The organism is Vibrio sp. McD22-P3 (genome assembly GCF_021568915.1).
GTDB classification, from domain to species: domain Bacteria; phylum Pseudomonadota; class Gammaproteobacteria; order Enterobacterales; family Vibrionaceae; genus Vibrio; species Vibrio mediterranei.
In genome coordinates this window covers 139,780-157,221 of the sequence record NZ_JAKGTN010000004.1, presented here as the reverse complement: position 1 = coordinate 157,221, position 17,442 = coordinate 139,780, and the positions used below count along the sequence as shown (strand labels likewise).

The window sequence follows — 17,442 nt, the reverse complement described above, 5'->3', positions numbered from 1 at the left end:
ATGGACTCAAATGAACTTCTAAAGACGGCTTCGACCCGACAAATCATTGATGTGCAGTGGCTTCGGTCTCTTGACGAGGCTGCTAAGCGCTATGGTCTCGATATTGCTGCGTATCGCGGCGGCATCAAGGATTGGCACGAGCAAATGGAGAGGCCAAAGGTCTCCCTTGATGCGTTGGAGGAAGCGATTGCACTAGTGGAAGCACATCCTGCCGCGTTTGATATTGTGATAGATGCTGGTACCAGTATTACGGCAAATCATCTCGGTGTGCTTGGGGCGTTTCTATATAGCGCTCCCAGCGTTGATGTCATGTTGAAGTTCTTCGAAGCATTTTCGTTAGTGTTTTGTCCTGCTGTAAAGTTGGTGTTTATTCATCGCCTTAATGAGAAGTCTGAACTTTGGATGCTCAGACACGACAACGATAAAGGTATGCCGACCTTTTCCAACCTTGGTTTTAGCTATTACTGTATCGCCCTAATTACTTTTATTCGATCGACACAAAAAGAAGCGTGCACCGTAGAGTTTTTCTTTGAACGAGATCCTCTAGATGACGACGTCATAGAGTCATTAGAACAACGATTTAATTGCCGAATTTTCTATGGGCATAAGATTCGACGTATTACCTTACCAAGCTGGTTTGTTAATAAACCATGCACCTACGCCAACTCTGAGCTTAACGCGACATTAGTGGCACCGATGCATTACAGTGCCGAAAGCACTATGGATTCGAGTTTAGCTGAGCAGGTGTTTTCCGTTTTTAAGCAGTATGAGGTCACAGACATAACGATTGACTCTGTGTCTCGGCATTTTCATATGAGTAGTAGAACACTAACAAGAAAACTCAGTGCGCAGTCTTTGTCGTTTCGAACTTTGCTAGACCGTTACAAATTAGAACGAGCGATTTCGTTGTCCGCCAACCCGAGTACAAACCTCACTCAAATTGCCTTAGAAGTCGGTTTTAAAGATCTAAGCTCCTTCTCGAGAGCTTTCAAGCGTTGGACAGGCGAGTCGCCAAAATCGCTATTGAATAGTCGATAAACTATCTTTTTGCTGTCTTAATAAACCTATCGGGTTTTATCTTTTTAGAACACCTTGCACCTATAACTCAGTAGTCTATTGTTATTATTGAAATAACAATAACTTGCACGTGTTAGAAGGGAAGCTAAATGGGTGTGATGGTAAGAGTTTTATTAGCACTAGTTAGTGTCGGTTTCACATCGTCGTCAGTTAGCTCTGAACTTGAAGGGGCTTCCTTTGTTGGCAGTGATGCTTGTATTGAATGTCATGCTAAGGAAGTCGAGTCATGGACGGGCTCTGACCATGAGCGAGCCATGGATCACGCGACATCGGAGAGTGTTCTAGCCGATTTCAATAATGTTCAGTTTACGTATCAAGGGAAAACGAATCGCTTCTATAAGAAAGACGATGAATTCTGGGTCAATATTCAAGGACCTGACGGTGAGTTCCACGACTATCAAATTCTTTATACTTTCGGTCATTACCCACTTCAACAATATATGGTCCAGTTTGATGATGGTCGCGTGCAACTGATACCTTTTACATGGGATTCGAGAGCCAAGGAGTCTGGCGGGCAAAGGTGGTACCACCTCTACCCTGATACGACGCCAAACGATGAGTTTTATTGGACCAACTCTGGTCAAAATTGGAACTTCATGTGTGCAGATTGCCACTCTACAAATTTACACAAAGGCTACGATAAAGCCACCAATCAATATGAAACCACTTGGTCTGAGATTAATGTCGGTTGTGAAGCCTGTCATGGTCCTGCTAGCATTCATATAGAGCTTGCAAAGCGAGGCAGCGAGGGGGGCTTTAAGACTGTTGACCACTACGGTTTCAATCGTGATTTATCTCAAGCGGTGACAAGCTGGGTATTCAAACAAGGGAAATCGACGTTACAACCTAGTGATATTAAATCGACCCAACAGGTAAAGGTATGTGCTCAGTGTCATAGTCGACGTGTTCAGCTCACAGAAGACTACGATCATGTACAAGGCGAGATTTTGGAGCGTTACTTGGTTTCAAACCTTACTCAAGAACTTTATCACGCTGATGGTCAAATCTACGATGAAGTGTATGTGCTTGGTTCATTTGAACAATCGAAAATGGCTCAGATGGGCGTCACGTGTACCAATTGTCATGATCCACATACGGCTAAGCTTAAAATCCCGGAAGAAAGTGTTTGCTTGCAATGTCACATCGCGTCTGAATATAGCTCGGAAAATCATACATTCCATCAAAAAGGTAGTGAAGCAGACAAGTGTACGACTTGTCACATGCCAGAAACTACTTATATGGAAGTCGACCCAAGAAGAGACCACAGTTGGCACGTTCCTCGTCCAGACCTCACACAACATATCAAAACGCCCAATGTCTGTACGACATGCCATGAAAGTGAGTCACCTGAGTGGGCTAGTAAAGCGCTTGCGGTATGGTTCCCTGAATCTAAATACCAAAACAGCCAGCATTATGGAATTGCCTTCTATGCAAGTGCCATAGGGCACCGCGCTGCAGCGGATGCCTTATCGTACATTGCGCAAGATAACTCTGAAGCTTCAATCGTAAGAGCATCAGCGTTGCAACGTTTAGCCAATTATCCTGGCCAAAATAGTTTGATAGCGCTTGGGCGTGCTGTAAAAAACAGCGATGCTATGGTACGGGTCGGGGCGATCCAAGGCAGTGAGCCTTATCCTTCACACCAACGCTGGCAAATTATCTCGCCGTTATTGACTGATTCAGTGCTAGCTGTTCGAACTGAAGCCGCTGGTGCGTTAGCGCGTTATTGGCAGGAGCTAAATCCTCTTCAAAAAGATCAACTAAAGCCTGCGTTAAAAGAATATATAGCAGTACAAGAATTTAACTCTGACAGAGGTTTTGGTCGCACCAATCTAGGTAACGTTTACGCCGCTCAAGGTAAGACAAAGCTGGCCATTGCAGAGTACGAAGGTGCCATTCTTGTTGAACCATACTTTGCCAATAGTTATATCAATCTGGCGGACCTTTATCGTGCTCAGGGTCAAGAGGCATTAACCGAGCAGACTCTACAGTTGGGCATCAAAAATCAGCCAAACTCAGCGGCAATTCGTTACAGCGCCGCGCTTTCCAAACTAAGACAGGGTGAAAAACTGGCAGCATCTGACTTATTAAAACAAGCGGTAGACCTAGAAAAAGACAATGCTCAGTACTGGTACGTTTATGGTTTATCGATGGAGTCTATTAATCTAGGGCAGGCAATCTCTGCTCTGAACCAAGCGTTCAAACTCAGTCGAAATCCAGAACAGTTATACGCACAATGTGACATGCTGTTGAAATACCAAAAGCCTGAATCGAAGGCTTGTTTGCAGCAATTGTCTCAATTCGCACCTAAGGAAGTAGTAGAGCAACTACAATCACGTTATTAAAGTGCGATGAGCATTATCAATATAACTAAAAGTTATGACCGCTAACGATAGTATGAAGGGTATGTGTTATCGCCTAAATTAAGTGTAGCTGGAAGGGTAAACGAATGAATCAAGCACAAACAGAGCTTAATCGCCTAATATCTGAAGTTGGTGAGTCAGTGATCGGACAACAGCATGTGGTCACTGCACTGGTGGTTGGGCTTATTACCAATGGTCATATTCTTCTAGAAGGCTTGCCAGGTACGGCCAAAACGCGCTCTATCAAAGCGTTAGCGGATCGTCTACATACAAGTTTTGGTCGTATTCAGTTTACCCCTGATTTGTTGCCTTCCGACGTGACAGGCACCGAAATCTATCAAGATGTGGATGGGAAACCTCAGCTACATTTCCAATCCGGACCTATCTTCAACAGCATTGTGTTGGCGGATGAGATCAATCGAGCTCCTGCTAAGGTTCAAGCCGCCTTGTTGGAAGCAATGGCAGAAGGCACGGTCACCGTAGGTGGTGAAAGCCACTCTCTCCCAGAACTCTTTATGGTGTTAGCGACACAAAACCCTATCGAGCAAGAAGGGACTTATCCATTGCCAGAAGCGCAAATGGATCGCTTTATCATGAAAGTGACGGTGGATTATCCAGAAGACGAAGCCGAGAAAGACATCATTCGCCTAGTTCGTGATGAAGAACTGGGAGCGCGTTCGAGTACAACAAAGAGCAATAGCTCTGAATCTTCCATCTCACCGGAGTCGGTGTTTCTTGCTCGTGAAGAAATGGCACAGATAGAAGTATCTGACATCGTTGAAAACTACATTGTCGGATTAGTGATGGCTACGAGGCAGCCACACCGTTACGCAGATTCCTCGTTACAAGATTGGATTTTAGTGGGCGCTTCGCCTCGTGCGTCTATCGCTCTGGATAAATGCAGTCGAGCCTATGCGTGGTTACAAGGCCGCTCTCATGTAGAGCCAGATGATGTGCGTGCCGTGGCTCATATGGTTCTGGGTCATCGGGTAGCGCTGTCATACAACGCGCTCGCAGAGCAAATCACTCAGAAGGATGTCGTCGACCGTCTATTGGATGTTGTGGCTATTGGCTAACCGCAGAGGTAGATAATATGGCTCACAATACCGAGGCGTCACTCGATACTCGCATTTATACTCCATACGCCCGATTGGTCAAACTGCAATCGCAAGTTCAAGCTTTCTCACTATTGCCACACTTGATGGCGCAGTCGGCAATGTCTGGCAGACACAGTTCTCCGTTTCGCGGTCGTGGTCTTAACTTCGAAGAATTGCGACATTATCAGCTTGGTGATGACATTCGTAATCTCGATTGGAAGGTCACGATGCGTACTGGTAAACCACATGTCAGAACCTATACCGAAGAGAAAGATCGTAACTTTATTCTGTGTATTGACCAGCGAAGCGGGATGTATTTTTCGTCAGTCGATACGATGAAATCGGTTGTTGCAGCTGAAGTTGGCGCACTGGCTGCTTGGCGAATCATAAAAGACAACGACCGTGTGGGTTTTATCATTAATCATAGTGACCACATCGAGTACATAAAACCACAGCGCTCTCAAAATCATCTGCTACATGGACTTAAGCGCTTGTGTCATGCAAATCAATCCCTTGGCTTACACAGTGAAGACAGTGACAACGTAGGCTTTGCGGCGACCATATCTATGCTTGGTAATCTGGGGTTAAAAAACGCCACCGTAGTTTTCATATCGGATTGGTCAGACGCGACAGAGCATGATATTGACCGACTGAAATACCTACAACAGCACAATGACATCCTCAGCGTAATCATCTCGGACCCACTAGAACGTCGACTACCTGACGAGATTCTTGATGCGTCAACGTTAGTATTTGGCGATGGTAAGTATCAGCTTAGTGTGACAGAGAAACATAAACTCAATGCCGCCAATGCTGGTTTGGCCGCCCAATCTCAAAGCAAACTGGAAAGCTTACGCCAGCTTATGTCGATAAAAAAATTACCTGTGATTGAACTGACGACCGATGGTGACCACATTGCCAGGTTTAAACGAGCTGTAGGAGGGTTTAGCTCATGACTCAACCTGCACCTAGCTCTTACATTTTGCGTAACATGCTCGAAGTTCCTAATCCTGATTCTGTTAGTTGGTTGCCACAAACCATTGGATGGCAACTTATCGGATTACTCATCGTTCTACTCATTGGCGTTAAACTTTTTCGCGGCTATTGTCGCCATTCTATGCTTCGTTACCGAAGAGAAGCACTCGACATACTGCAAAGCAACAAAACATCAAAACAGCGCGACCAGATGTGTTACGACGTACTAAAAAGTGTCACGCAGTACCTTAAAATCTCTCAATCTCAACAATATGGAAAAGCATGGATAGAGCAATTGAACCGCTATGTCAGCCCTGATGCTCAATTTAATGTTGAGTTGGGTGGAAAATGGTTACGCACTTTACTGAGTTCAAAAGTGACACTAGACGCTTCGGAATCAGAACATATTTATCAACAAGTACATAGGTGGATTGAACATCACCCCGTACCTAATTGGCTTAAACAGTATTGGCAGGCAAAACAAGTGATTGCTCGCAGTCTTAGTAGAATGGGTATTCAAGGAGGTCAGCGATGAGTTGGTCTACCTTAACATTGACGTATCCGCTGTGGCTTTTGCTTCTGCCGCTGCCAGTGGTTGTCTATCGATTTGTACCTGCATACAAGACCAAACAAAGTGCCATCAAAGTCCCTTTCTTTAATAAGTTGCTGGATATTTTGGGTGAGCAGCCAGAACTTGGTGCCAGCCAATTGCAACCGTCTTGGTGGCAACGTGGAATACTGATCGTTTCATGGTGCTTATTGGTTATTGCAATGACCAAACCTACGGTATTGGGCGAGCCACAAACGAGAGAGAAGCTTGGTCGAGATGTGATGGTCGCAGTTGATTTATCGGGCTCTATGTCTGAGATGGACTTCTCTTCGTCAGATGGTCAAGCGGTCTCAAGGCTTGATGCTGTCAAAAGTGTCCTGCATGAATTCGTTGCAACGCGAGAAGGTGACCGACTTGGTCTGATACTGTTTGGTGATGCGGCTTATCTTCAAACGCCTTTCACCGCGGATCACGATGTCTGGCTTGCGTTACTTGATCAGACTGAAGTGGCGATGGCAGGGCAGAGCACGCATCTAGGTGATGCGATAGGTCTCGCGATTAAGGTATTTGAACAATCTGAATCGTCAAAAGACAAAGAGAAAGTAGTCGTGGTACTGACCGATGGTAATGACACTGGCAGTTTTGTAGAACCTAAAGATGCCGCTATTGTCGCGGCGGCAAAAGGTGTGCGTATTCACGTGATTGCGATGGGCGATCCCGCCACCATCGGTGAGCAGGCGCTGGATATGGCAACGATCGATAATATTGCTAGCCAATCAGGTGGTCAGGCATTTCAGGCCCTAGACCAAGAAGCACTTCAACAAGCGTACCAAACGATTGGTGAGTTAGAGCCGAAGTTGTACGAAAGTACTCAATACCGACCTAAACAAACCGTGCACCAGTATTTATTGATGGTAGTAGTCATCCTGTATTTGATCGCCTTTTCAACCGCAACGCTACGGCGTCGGTATAGTCAACCTCGTGAACTTAACGAGACCAATCAAACGGGGAGAAACATCTAATGAACTCCCTAGTCGTCGAGCAAATTATTTCTCAGTTCCATTTTATGCGTCCTTATTGGTTGCTTGCTTTTGTGCCATTAGCCTTGCTGTTGCTACTTCGTTGGCGCAGAGAATCATCGACTGCTTGGAAAACCATCATTCCTGAGCATCTGCAAAAGGCATTGGTTATTGGCGAGCAAGGGTGGAAAAGCCAGCTGCCACTTAAACTCCTTAGTGCGATTCTTGGCTTAGCTATTATTGTTTGTGCAGGGCCGACTTGGCAGCGTGAGGCCTCACCATTTGGTGAGGATCAAGGCGAGTTAGTGATAGTACTCGATACCAGCCAATCGATGATGCAAAGTGATTTACCGCCTTCTCGACTCGAGCGTGCCAAGTACAAAATTCGTGACTTACTGCAAGCTCGTCAAGGTGGAAAAACATCGCTTATTGTCTTTGCTGGCAGCGCTCACACCGCGATGCCAATGACAGAAGATAATCAGGTGTTCTTGCCGTTCTTAAACGCTATTTCACCAGAAGTGATTCCTGTTCAGGGTAAGAGTGCCCAAGCCGCTATCCCTCAAATACAGTCGCAGCTTAAAGGCAGTTCATCGGGTTCAGTGCTCATTATCTCAGATGGCGTAGCATCAGAGGCGATTGACCAGTATAAGACGGCGTTTGAAGACTCAAACGTGCTCGTCATGGTGATGGCGGTAGGCAGTGAACGCAACCAATCAAGCGCAGCAACAGACTGGGAAAGCCTGAAGCAGCTTGCCAATGACACTGGTGGAAGGTACTACGCGTTGAGTATCGACAACACTGATGTTGAACAAATTGCTACTGATGTTGAAAGGCACATGCAAATCTCGGGAGAGTCAGCTATGCCTTGGCGCGATATGGGCTACTATCTGGTCTTTCCGATTATGCTGCTAGCTTTGCTTTGGTTCAGAAAGGGTTGGTTGGTGCAATGGATGTTCATCGCAACCTTATTAAGTCCAAATATTTTGGTTCCAGAAGCACAAGCGGAAACGGTGTCGTCGGTGGCGAAAACCGAGACAACGGCACAACCAGTCTCACAAGTGGGTCAATTATGGATATCAACGAAACAAGCGTGGATGAATCTTTGGCTGACACCAGAGCAACAAGGGCAGTGGTATTTTGAACGTGGAGAGTTTCTAAGAGCGGCAGAGCACTATCAAGAGCCTTTGAACAAAGGTATCGCTTATTACTACGGCCGCGATTTTAAGTCAGCACAAGCACAGTTTTTGCAAGTTCAAAATAACGATCTCGGTACCCTTTACTTGGGCAATGCATTAGCACGACAACGAGAATATTTGGCAGCAAGAAATCTCTATCGTGCACTCGCCAAAGACGCACAATCTGATGATATTGCAGAAAAGGCGACGCATAACTATCAGGTGATGCAATCGCTTGTTGACGAAATAAACCGATTCAGTGAAAGCCAAAAAGGGACCACAGATGGCCCAGAAGAATCTATAGAGCTTGGTGATAATCCTCAAACGGCAGATGGCGCTGATGAAACGACGACATCGGAAATGATGCTAAAAGAGACGCTCAATGCACGGGAAATTCTAGGGAGTGAAGAACTGGCTGATAAATGGCTAAGCCGAGTGGAAGCCGATCCTAAAAACTTCTTACGCAATAAATTCCAGATTCAACTGCGTGACACTCAGAGAGGTCAAACTCAATGATTCTTCGACTTTGCTATGTAAAACGATTGAGCTTGCTGCTTGTTAGCACTTTCTTACTGGTGTTCTCTGTACAATCTAATGCGGCTATGTCCATCAACGAACTTGAACGTGTAGGAGGCGTAGAAATCAAGTCTTGGCTCAGTAAAGGAGCAACCGCGTCTGAACCTGCTGCCATTAGAGAACAGGTGATATTGTACATTGAGGTATCGACACCTCGTTGGTTTACAGGTGGTACTCGCATTTCGGCTTTTGGTATGCCCGATCTTATTGTCAAACAGCGCAATCAGCTTGCGACCAATTATACTGAGAGAAAAAATGGCCAAACATGGTCACGTCAGCGTTGGGAGATTACGCTTTACCCTCAGCAAAGTGGTGAATATCGTTTACCTAAAGTTCCAGTTAGAGTTCAAGTGTCAGCATCTGATGGGACTAACGTGCAAGGCACACTCTATACCAAACCGATGTCGCTTTTTACTCAACTTCCAGATGCTTCCTTCACTCCAAACAAGCCTTGGTTTGTTGCCAGTAACGTCAAGGTTTCGGAAGATTGGCAGCAGTCATCTGAGAAGTTGGAAGCAGGAGATAGCCTGACAAGAAAAGTAACCATTACGGCTGATGACACGTTATCCATACTATTGCCTCCACTAGACAGTGAACAATCCATCGTTGGCACGAAATCTTATCCCAAACCAAGTGCGTTGACAGATAGTCAGACTCGTGGAAACTATCAATCGACCCGAACCGATGAGACTGTTTATATACTGACAACAGGTGGTGAGGTCACGTTTCCAAAGCAGACGATTCGTTGGTGGGATAGCGAGTCACAATCTGTCAAAGAAGTAACACTAGAAACTAAAAAAATAACCGTTGCTCACACTTGGCGATCTTTATTGAATACCTATTGGTCGCAGATAGCTATACTGATAAGTGCCTCTATTGTATTGATAGGATTGACGATCTTTGTAAATCGCTATTATAAGTTTCACCCTAAACCGCCTTGGTGGCTGTTCCAACAAGCCGTAAGAAAACAAGATTGGCCTAAGGTAAGAACGTTACTTTATTTAAAAGGTCGAAAGTGTACTGCCACCCTAGAATTAAAGCGAATGCACGACAGTGATAAGTGGCGAGCGGAAAGTGAGTACATTCAGAGGCATACGCCAAACAAAGAAAACAGCTTTTGGCTGTGGCGTCAGTTGAAAAGTAGCAAACAACAGCAGCGCGCAAGTGACTTAAAAGGCCTTGATAAATGGGGTTGAGTGCTGCGAGTGAAGTTAAGGTAATAATGAAAAATACTGAGCTAAACCTAATTCCCGTATTCGTTGCAATCTATGAAGAGCAAAGCCTTTCTAGCGCGGCTTCAAGGTTGGGAATTAGTCAGCCTGCCGTTAGCAAGGCTTTAAAGCGATTAAGAGAAATCTATGATGACTCGCTGTTTCATCGAAACGCAAGTGGTGTAGAGCCGACTACGTTTGCCAATGATATCTATCCAGCGCTAGCTACTTCTTTGAAGAACTTTACTTCGACACTAGAAGCTTCTAGAGACTTTAACCCAAAGACATCGACCAAGACATTCTCGATAGCTTCAGTGTCTGCAGCCAATTATGCGATATTGCCAGAGTTATTGGTTCGTATCTCCAAAATTGCACCCAAAGTATCTCTAGAAGTTCATCCTTTGTTTACTGAGGACCATGAGTCTGATTTGCGTTTACAGCGATACGATTTGGTCATTGATAGAACTCGAAGTGAAACTCCAACATTAAAAGTTAGAGAGATTTTCAGAGAAAAGCTGTACGTGGTAGTCGCCAATAATCACCCACGTATAACCGGAGACACGATTACTACCGAGCAATATTTAGCGGAGCAGCATGTGGTGATGTCTCAATGGCAGACACGTAAAAGCTTCTTTAATGAAAAGGACTTCCCTGAATTCGGTAAACGTAAAATTATGTACCGAGCGGCGGGTGAGGTAGATATGTTGCCAGCGATTAGCCAAACTGACGCAATAGGTATTATTACCCACTCTACATTCAACAAGTTTGCTGTTGGTCTAGATGTTAAGGCATTGATGATGCCATTTGGCGCATCAGATTATGGATTAAGCATGGTTTGGCACCCGAGTCGCAACTCGGATGCGGCGCATCAATGGTTAAGGCAACAGATTATTAAGATTGCCTCTCAAGTTAATTAATCTGAGGTCATTGCTTGTACATATGCTGATAGTCAGGAATATGGGCTTCCCAGCGAGCTGGCTCTCCAATGTAGCTCTTCAACTGATTAATGAACTCGGAAACCAGTAAGGTTTGTTTGCGATGTGGATAAATGGCGTAAATCCCTGTGTCCTGAGTAGATAGGGTATAGTCGGTGAGTAATGGTACTAACCCTAATTCATCAATGGGTTTTTCCAAATTAAATAGGTCAATAACGCAATAACCAATTCCATTCTGCGTTGCAGACATCATGGTTCGAACGTCATTGACCTTATAGTTACCCTGCATTTTATAGCTAGTCATTTCTTGGCAACTCGGTGTTCTACTCATTTTAAAACTATCAAGACATACATCGCCGTTATTATAGATGACGGCGGGCAGGGTAATGAGCTCTTCCGGTGTTTGTGGTGTTCCATGTTGCTTAAGGAACTCTTTAGAGGCAACGATGGCAAAGTTAGTCTTAGCCAGCTTTTTAGCAATTAAGTTCGAATCCGTTAACTTACCCATCCGAATAGCTAGATCAAAGTGATCAGCAATGATATCGGTTTTTCTGTCGTCTAAATGCAAAGTTACTTGAACGTTTGGGTACTTTCTCATAAAGCAACTAATAACGGGCTGAACATATTGCTGTCCTAAGAACACCGCGGAGACAATCCGTATGACTCCTTTTGGCTCAGATTGGTAAGAATCCGCAATTCCCTTTATGTTATCCAATGATTCTAACAACACATGAGTTTCAGCAAGAATGTCTTCCCCTGCAGAGGTAAGAAAAAACGAACGAGTAGAGCGATTGAGCAACTGCACGCCCAATGTCTCCTCGAGCTTTTTTATCTGCTTAGAAAGCGAGGAGTTATCCATATTATTGAGTGTCGCAGCTTTGGCGAATGAACCTTGCTGGACGACATCCACGAAGAGCCGAAGCTGATGAGTAATAGACATTTTGACCAATTATTTTCGGGGGAAATGTCTTCATACTAGTGGACTCGCTTCCTGATTGGAAGGTGTGCCATAAGGTTTGAAGTCAGGGTCGTCACTCCAAAGCTGAAAGCACGCAGTTTCGGCCTTGTTCTTTTGCTTTGTATAGCAGTTGGTCTGCTCGCTCCATAAAGTACATAAAATCTTCGTGTTCTTCGGGTATGTGGGTGAATACTCCGATGGATGTTGTTATAGCGTTAATGCTTGACGTATCAATTAGACATTGTTGTTCGATCGCACTTCTCACTTGTTCCGCTATTTCAATTACCTGTTGATGTTCAGCACAGCATACAACTACTAGGAACTCATCGCCGCCCATCCTAAAGATAAAGTCGTTTTTGCGGCAGAACTTTGATGCTAATACGTGACTAAAGTGAATGATGGCTTCGTCTCCTCGAGCATGCCCAAGCGTGTCGTTTAGATGCTTGAAATTATCGAGATCGAGAGAAATGAAGCTTAGGTAGCTGCTCTCCACTTTTGCTCTTAACAAGGCCTCTTGTGTCATCATCATAAAATATCGGCGATTGAACAAACCAGACAACTCGTCGGTGACTGCCAGTTGCTGGAGTTTATCATTGAGCGCTTTTAGTTCTTTCTCGGCAACGATGCGACGATTCTTCTCTCTAATAAGCTCAATCGCATGAGAGGAGAGCTCAAAGTACATATTTAAAATAGTGTCGGTGAGTGCTCCATGTTCTCCAACGAGGGCGACTTCGGCTTCGATTTTTGCTTGGTTTAAGTCAAGAGCACCTTTTGAAAGAGCGTTTATCACTAAGCCCATTTTTTTGTCTTCGTTGAGAATGTGTAGTAGCAGCCAGCGAATAAGAAAATGTAGAATTTGCTCTGTCGCTTCATGCCAACCAACACTCTTCGTACGATGTTGAAGTCGAATAATCTCTGGTACGAAGGATTCATGGTTACCTTTATGAAGTACACACCAAGAATCTTGTTCAAAGTATTGCTGCCACACGCGCTCTTCTTCCGAAAAATGGTAGAGAGCATAGTCAGCTAACTCATCAAAAATGGTAGAAACTTGAAGTTGGTTATCGTATACCAAGGCATTAGCGAGTTTGTTAATCAACGAAAATAGGTTTTTGTGTTGCTCGTCAATGCTGGCTATTCCAGTTTCGAAATTGGTGTTCCAAGGAAAAAGCTCGATTTGGTTGCTAGGCATCATGGACTATCTGTGATGACAAGTGATGAACGATGGTATCGAAAATGCTTAAGCCAAAAAAGCCGAAGAGCGCGTTTAAGGACTGTTTGGGCTTTAAATTAGGGTTTTAAAAGTGGTTTGCTGAATAGGGGGACGGTGTTTTGTACACTAAACACGGAGAAAACTTCATGTTTTCCTACATGATTTTTGGTGTGCTCAAGGAGAAAGTTGTGACCAAGAGAGCTCAATGCTCTCTCGGTGGTTAGGATAAGTTAATCTTGAAATACTTCTTCTAACATCACGCCTGTGGCGCCGCTTGGTGCACTAACGTCTAAATATCCAGATAGTGTTGGGGCGATGTCATAAGGTGTGACAGGGCGCGTAACAGTTTGGGGCTTAAGATTATGCCCTGCAAAGATGACGGGAACGTGCGTATCGTAGCGCCATGGTGAACCATGGGTTGATGCAATGGTGAGTCCATCCATATCATTAATATAAGTACGAGGACCAAATACCATATAGACGTCGCCGGAGCGAAGAGGGTGATAGTTGTTGCGAATCAGCTCATTAACTCGTGAATCTGGGACTCGATTGCTTGCGATATCCTCACTCGTTACTGCAGTAGCCACCCCTTTTACTTTCATTACTTCTTCAGCAATAACTTTTTGCACATCTCTGAGTGATACATTTTTAGCAGCAATAAGTTCGTGATCGAGGTAAATATACGGCTGTGCGTAGAGCTTAATCACGTCTTTTTCCAGACCAAATTCGTTTTTAAGTCGTGTCATAAGAGCGTCAGTCAGCAACGCATCCTTATTGAAGTAAAATGGTTGTCTAAAACCAAGCGTATTGACAGTTGGAGATGCTTCAGGGACTCCGTGGTCCGCAGAGAGCACGATGAGGGTATTCTCTAGACCAATCGAGTCGTCAACATATTTGAATAAATCAGCGAGTGTTTTGTCCAATCGGATTAGGTTGTCTTCGGTTTCTAAGCTCGATGCCCCATAAAGGTGAACGACGTAATCATTGGAAGAGAAGCTGATAGCCAGATAATCCGTTGCGTCTCCGCTTCCTAACTTTTCTTGTGCCAGCAGTGTCTTGGCGAAGTCAGCCGTGATTTCATCGCCAGCTGGACTTACTGTCAACATCGTCGAGTAGTACTTATAAGATGCAGGCCCGTAAGGGTGAGGGAAGGTACGGGCAAATCCGCCTAAATCCACTTTATGATCTTTGCTGTTTTCTTGCAGAGAGTACTGGTCTTTAGGTAGTGATAACTCCCATCGCTTTCCTGAGTATTTGGCAGGAATGGCTTTCTCATTCCATCGATCAACCCAAAATGGGTTGGTGTCGTAATAATAATCACTGGTGACAAACTGAGACTGTGCTTTTGAGAACCAAAAGGCTTTACCACCATGTCCAGCCAGGGAAATTGCACCTCTATCTTTCACTGAAACAGAGAAAACGCGTGATTGTCCATTATTGCTGATAACGAGCTCGTCACTAAATGTGGTCGAAAGAATAGGTTCAGGTGAACGACCATCGCCTGCAGCTGCTTTCTGTGTTGGGTCTATTTCAGTGGATTTATCAACACCTGCACCAGATGTTAACATTGAATAGTTGGGATCTTCGACGTTGTAGACAAGCCTATCTAATCCTCGGTCAAACCAAACGTTACCGACCATGCCATGTACGGCTGGTGGTGCACCGGTTGCTAGGGAAACATGGCCTACGATGGTTTCGGTATTAGCATGTTCATAATTGGCGTTTTTATAATAAACGCCTTGGTCCATAAGGTATTTAAAACCATTGTCTGAGAAATTGTGTTTGTAACGCTCAATCAGATCTGCACGTAACCCATCAACGGTTATCTGCAGCACGAGATTGGGTTTAGACTCTGTTGCTAGCGCCGCGCTAGCGTTGAAACACAAAGTCACCAAAAGTGATGCTGTCACTATTGGTTTTATGAGTTTATTCTTATGCATAGTCTGTCCTTGCCGTGACGATGGAAGCTTATTTGTCTTTCGCGAGTCTAAGGCCCATATCCGACATGATGATTGATTGACTCGCAAAGTCGCGTCGGAAGTTTTCAGATTCGTTCGCGTCGTAAGAGAAACTGCCACCTCTTACGGATTTATGTGAAAGCCCTGAGTCTGAATGTTTGGCGTTATTTGGGTTGTTAACAGGAGAAAAACGGTAGAAGCCGTCATCGAAAGCATCTTGAACAAACTCACCTACGTTTCCTGTCATATCATACAAACCTAGCTCATTAGGTTGTTTCATTCCAACTGGGTGAGCGCGATTATTGGCGTTTTCTGAGTACCAGGCGACGTCATCAATGTTGTTGGAACCGGCGTAGATATATCCTTTAGAGTGGATACCGCCTTTCGCTGCAAACTCCCACTCGGCTTCTGTCGGTAAACGATAGTTTTCGCCGGTCATTTCATTGAGTTTCTCAACGAAGTAGTTGGCTTGTTGCCAACTTAAATTGTTAACTGGCACATTAGGTGCTGCGAAGTAACTCATCGATGAACCCATGACGGACTCGAACAGCTCTTGGGTGACTTCAAATTTGGATAGGTAAAAACTATCGACTCGAACAGAGTGGGCTGGACGCTCTGATTTCGCAGCAGTTTTGGAATCTGAGCCCATAGTAAACTCACCACCTTCAACGAGAACCATATCTTGGTTGATACTCATCGCGATAGGATGATTGGACGGACTCGCGCAGCCAGAAAGTAGTATAGGTAGCGCAATGATGGCTAAAACAACAAGTAGTTTTGTTGTATTCCATGCCCTTTTTTCCTCTGAGTAATCAGTCATAGTTTGGCTCTGTAGTGTTAAGAAACATCTCCTCAATTTTAACGACTGCCCACTTTCTTTTTGGTTATAAGCACTATAACGCCCGCGTATTTCGCCCTGATATAAAATGCGATGAGTCTCAACATAAAAGGTGCATGAGTTATGGTATTAAGTGTGAATTCAGCTCAGTCGATAGGCGATTCCCGAAAGACAGAGTCCTCACAGTCAATCCACTTATCGCAAGGTCCCCAGTTCCAAGGGAAAGCTTCCAAAAGAATGCATGTGATGGCGAAGCCCATTGGCGCTGTGTGCAACATTGATTGCAATTATTGCTATTACCTGAGTAAACAAGACCTGTTGGAATACAAAAAAGGCTGTTCTCCAGAGATGGACGAAGCGCTTCTAGAGCAGTACATCAAAAACTACATTGAAGGGCAGAATACGCCGGAAATCATCTTCTCGTGGCAGGGTGGGGAGCCAACTATGCTTGGCCTCAGTTATTTCGAAAAAGTGGTTGAACTACAAAAGAAATATCAGCCTGTAGGTATTAAGATTTCAAATGACCTGCAAACGAACGGTACACTGCTTGATGATAAATGGTGTGAGTTTCTTGCTAAGAACCAATTCCTTGTTGGACTGAGTATTGATGGCCCACAGATGCTACACGATGCTTACCGAACCAACCGAGCAGGGCGTGGTACACATAAGCAAGTCATGAAGGCAGTTGAACTGCTGCACAAACACAAGGTGAGCTTTGCCACTTTGACCTGCGTTAATAACCTCACGAGCAAGAATCCTTTAGAAGTGTATCGTTTTTTGCGTGATGAAGTGCGTTCACCACAAATGCAGTTTATTCCAATTGTTGAGCAGAAGTCGTTCCGAACCACCGCACCGCAAACATGGAAATCAAATGAGCAGCTCAAGCAAGGAGACAAAAGACTAATTCCCGGTAACGCCAACTCGATTATGGAATCATGGTGCGTTTCTGATGAGGCTTGGGGTAATTTCCTTATTGCCATCTTCGATGAGTGGATTCAACGAGATATCGGCCGTGTGTTTGTTCAGTACTTTGAAGCGAGTGTAGAAACTTGGATGGGACGAAAAAATCCGTTATGTACGCTTGGTCAATTGTGTGGCAAAGGCTTAGCAATGGAGCCTAATGGCGATGTTTATAGTTGTGACCATTATGTATACCCCGAGTACAAAATTGGCAATATTAACGAAACTAAATTGGAAACAATGGCTTATAGCCAAGCACAACAAAATTTCGGATTCGCTAAATCTAAGACGCTAACGGCGCAGTGTCAGCAGTGTGACTATCAGTTTGCATGCTATGGCGAATGTCCCAAAAACCGATTTATTAAGACCCGTACAGGTGAGCCTGGGCTCAACTACCTTTGTGCAGGGTGGAAAAAGTTTTTCTCGCACGCAGATAAAGCGATTGCCTATATCTTACGTGCCACCGGCAATCCGGTAGCTCATGGAAAGTACAGCGACCAAGCGATTCGCAATGTTGGATTTGCAACCAAGTTCTAG

Annotated in this window: 14 protein-coding genes; 10 read left to right on the top strand and 4 right to left on the bottom strand. The window is 44.7% G+C overall.

Annotated features, from left to right (window positions below):
• The 9 genes from L2W36_RS06365 to L2W36_RS06325 all read left to right on the top strand — a co-directional run bounded on the left by L2W36_RS06365 (window position 1) and on the right by L2W36_RS06325 (window position 10,960).
• Window positions 1–1,038 carry a helix-turn-helix transcriptional regulator gene (locus L2W36_RS06365; protein ID WP_031494840.1) on the top strand — a complete coding sequence of 346 codons (1,038 nt, stop codon included), beginning with the start codon at window positions 1–3 and terminating at the stop codon, window positions 1,036–1,038.
• Between the two features lie 128 nt (window positions 1,039–1,166).
• Complete coding sequence (locus L2W36_RS06360; protein WP_236109608.1) at window positions 1,167–3,422, top strand: multiheme c-type cytochrome; 2,256 nt, start codon at window positions 1,167–1,169, stop codon at window positions 3,420–3,422.
• A gap of 104 nt (window positions 3,423–3,526) precedes the next feature.
• Complete coding sequence (locus tag L2W36_RS06355; protein ID WP_236109607.1) at window positions 3,527–4,516, top strand: AAA family ATPase; 990 nt, start codon at window positions 3,527–3,529, stop codon at window positions 4,514–4,516.
• A gap of 17 nt (window positions 4,517–4,533) precedes the next feature.
• Complete coding sequence (locus L2W36_RS06350) at window positions 4,534–5,493, top strand: DUF58 domain-containing protein (RefSeq protein ID WP_236109606.1); 960 nt, start codon at window positions 4,534–4,536, stop codon at window positions 5,491–5,493.
• Complete coding sequence (locus L2W36_RS06345) at window positions 5,490–6,047, top strand: DUF4381 family protein (protein ID WP_236109605.1); 558 nt, start codon at window positions 5,490–5,492, stop codon at window positions 6,045–6,047. The genes L2W36_RS06350 and L2W36_RS06345 overlap by 4 nt, the downstream gene beginning before the upstream one ends.
• Window positions 6,044–7,084 carry a vWA domain-containing protein gene (locus L2W36_RS06340; protein WP_236109604.1) on the top strand — a complete coding sequence of 347 codons (1,041 nt, stop codon included), beginning with the start codon at window positions 6,044–6,046 and terminating at the stop codon, window positions 7,082–7,084. The genes L2W36_RS06345 and L2W36_RS06340 overlap by 4 nt, the downstream gene beginning before the upstream one ends.
• The gene (locus L2W36_RS06335; protein WP_236109603.1) at window positions 7,084–8,772 is read left to right on the top strand and encodes a VWA domain-containing protein; all 1,689 of its coding nucleotides are present in this window, start codon (window positions 7,084–7,086) and stop codon (window positions 8,770–8,772) included. Before L2W36_RS06340 ends, L2W36_RS06335 begins: the two co-directional genes overlap by 1 nt.
• On the top strand, window positions 8,769–10,028 hold the full coding sequence (locus L2W36_RS06330) for a BatD family protein (protein ID WP_236109602.1): 1,260 nt from the start codon (window positions 8,769–8,771) through the stop codon (window positions 10,026–10,028). The genes L2W36_RS06335 and L2W36_RS06330 overlap by 4 nt, the downstream gene beginning before the upstream one ends.
• A 26-nt stretch (window positions 10,029–10,054) precedes the next feature.
• On the top strand, window positions 10,055–10,960 hold the full coding sequence (locus L2W36_RS06325) for a LysR family transcriptional regulator (protein ID WP_038222099.1): 906 nt from the start codon (window positions 10,055–10,057) through the stop codon (window positions 10,958–10,960).
• A 7-nt stretch (window positions 10,961–10,967) separates the two neighbouring features.
• Here the strand turns inward: L2W36_RS06325 and L2W36_RS06320 are convergent, their stop codons facing one another.
• The 4 genes from L2W36_RS06320 to L2W36_RS06305 form a co-directional block, all read right to left on the bottom strand.
• Complete coding sequence (locus L2W36_RS06320) at window positions 10,968–11,918, bottom strand: LysR family transcriptional regulator (RefSeq protein WP_006070526.1); 951 nt, start codon at window positions 11,916–11,918, stop codon at window positions 10,968–10,970.
• A gap of 91 nt (window positions 11,919–12,009) precedes the next feature.
• Window positions 12,010–13,131 carry a bacteriohemerythrin gene (locus tag L2W36_RS06315; RefSeq protein ID WP_236109601.1) on the bottom strand — a complete coding sequence of 374 codons (1,122 nt, stop codon included), beginning with the start codon at window positions 13,129–13,131 and terminating at the stop codon, window positions 12,010–12,012.
• Window positions 13,132–13,379: 248 nt separating this feature from the next.
• Window positions 13,380–15,089, bottom strand: a complete 1,710-nt coding sequence (locus L2W36_RS06310) for an alkaline phosphatase family protein (RefSeq protein WP_236109600.1) — start codon at window positions 15,087–15,089, stop codon at window positions 13,380–13,382.
• Between the two features lie 28 nt (window positions 15,090–15,117).
• On the bottom strand, window positions 15,118–15,927 hold the full coding sequence (locus L2W36_RS06305; protein WP_236109599.1) for a formylglycine-generating enzyme family protein: 810 nt from the start codon (window positions 15,925–15,927) through the stop codon (window positions 15,118–15,120).
• 207 nt (window positions 15,928–16,134) lie between these two features.
• Between L2W36_RS06305 and L2W36_RS06300 the strand changes: the two genes are divergently transcribed.
• Window positions 16,135–17,442 (top strand): anaerobic sulfatase maturase, encoded by a 1,308-nt coding sequence (locus L2W36_RS06300; RefSeq protein ID WP_062456511.1) that lies wholly within the window; start codon window positions 16,135–16,137, stop codon window positions 17,440–17,442.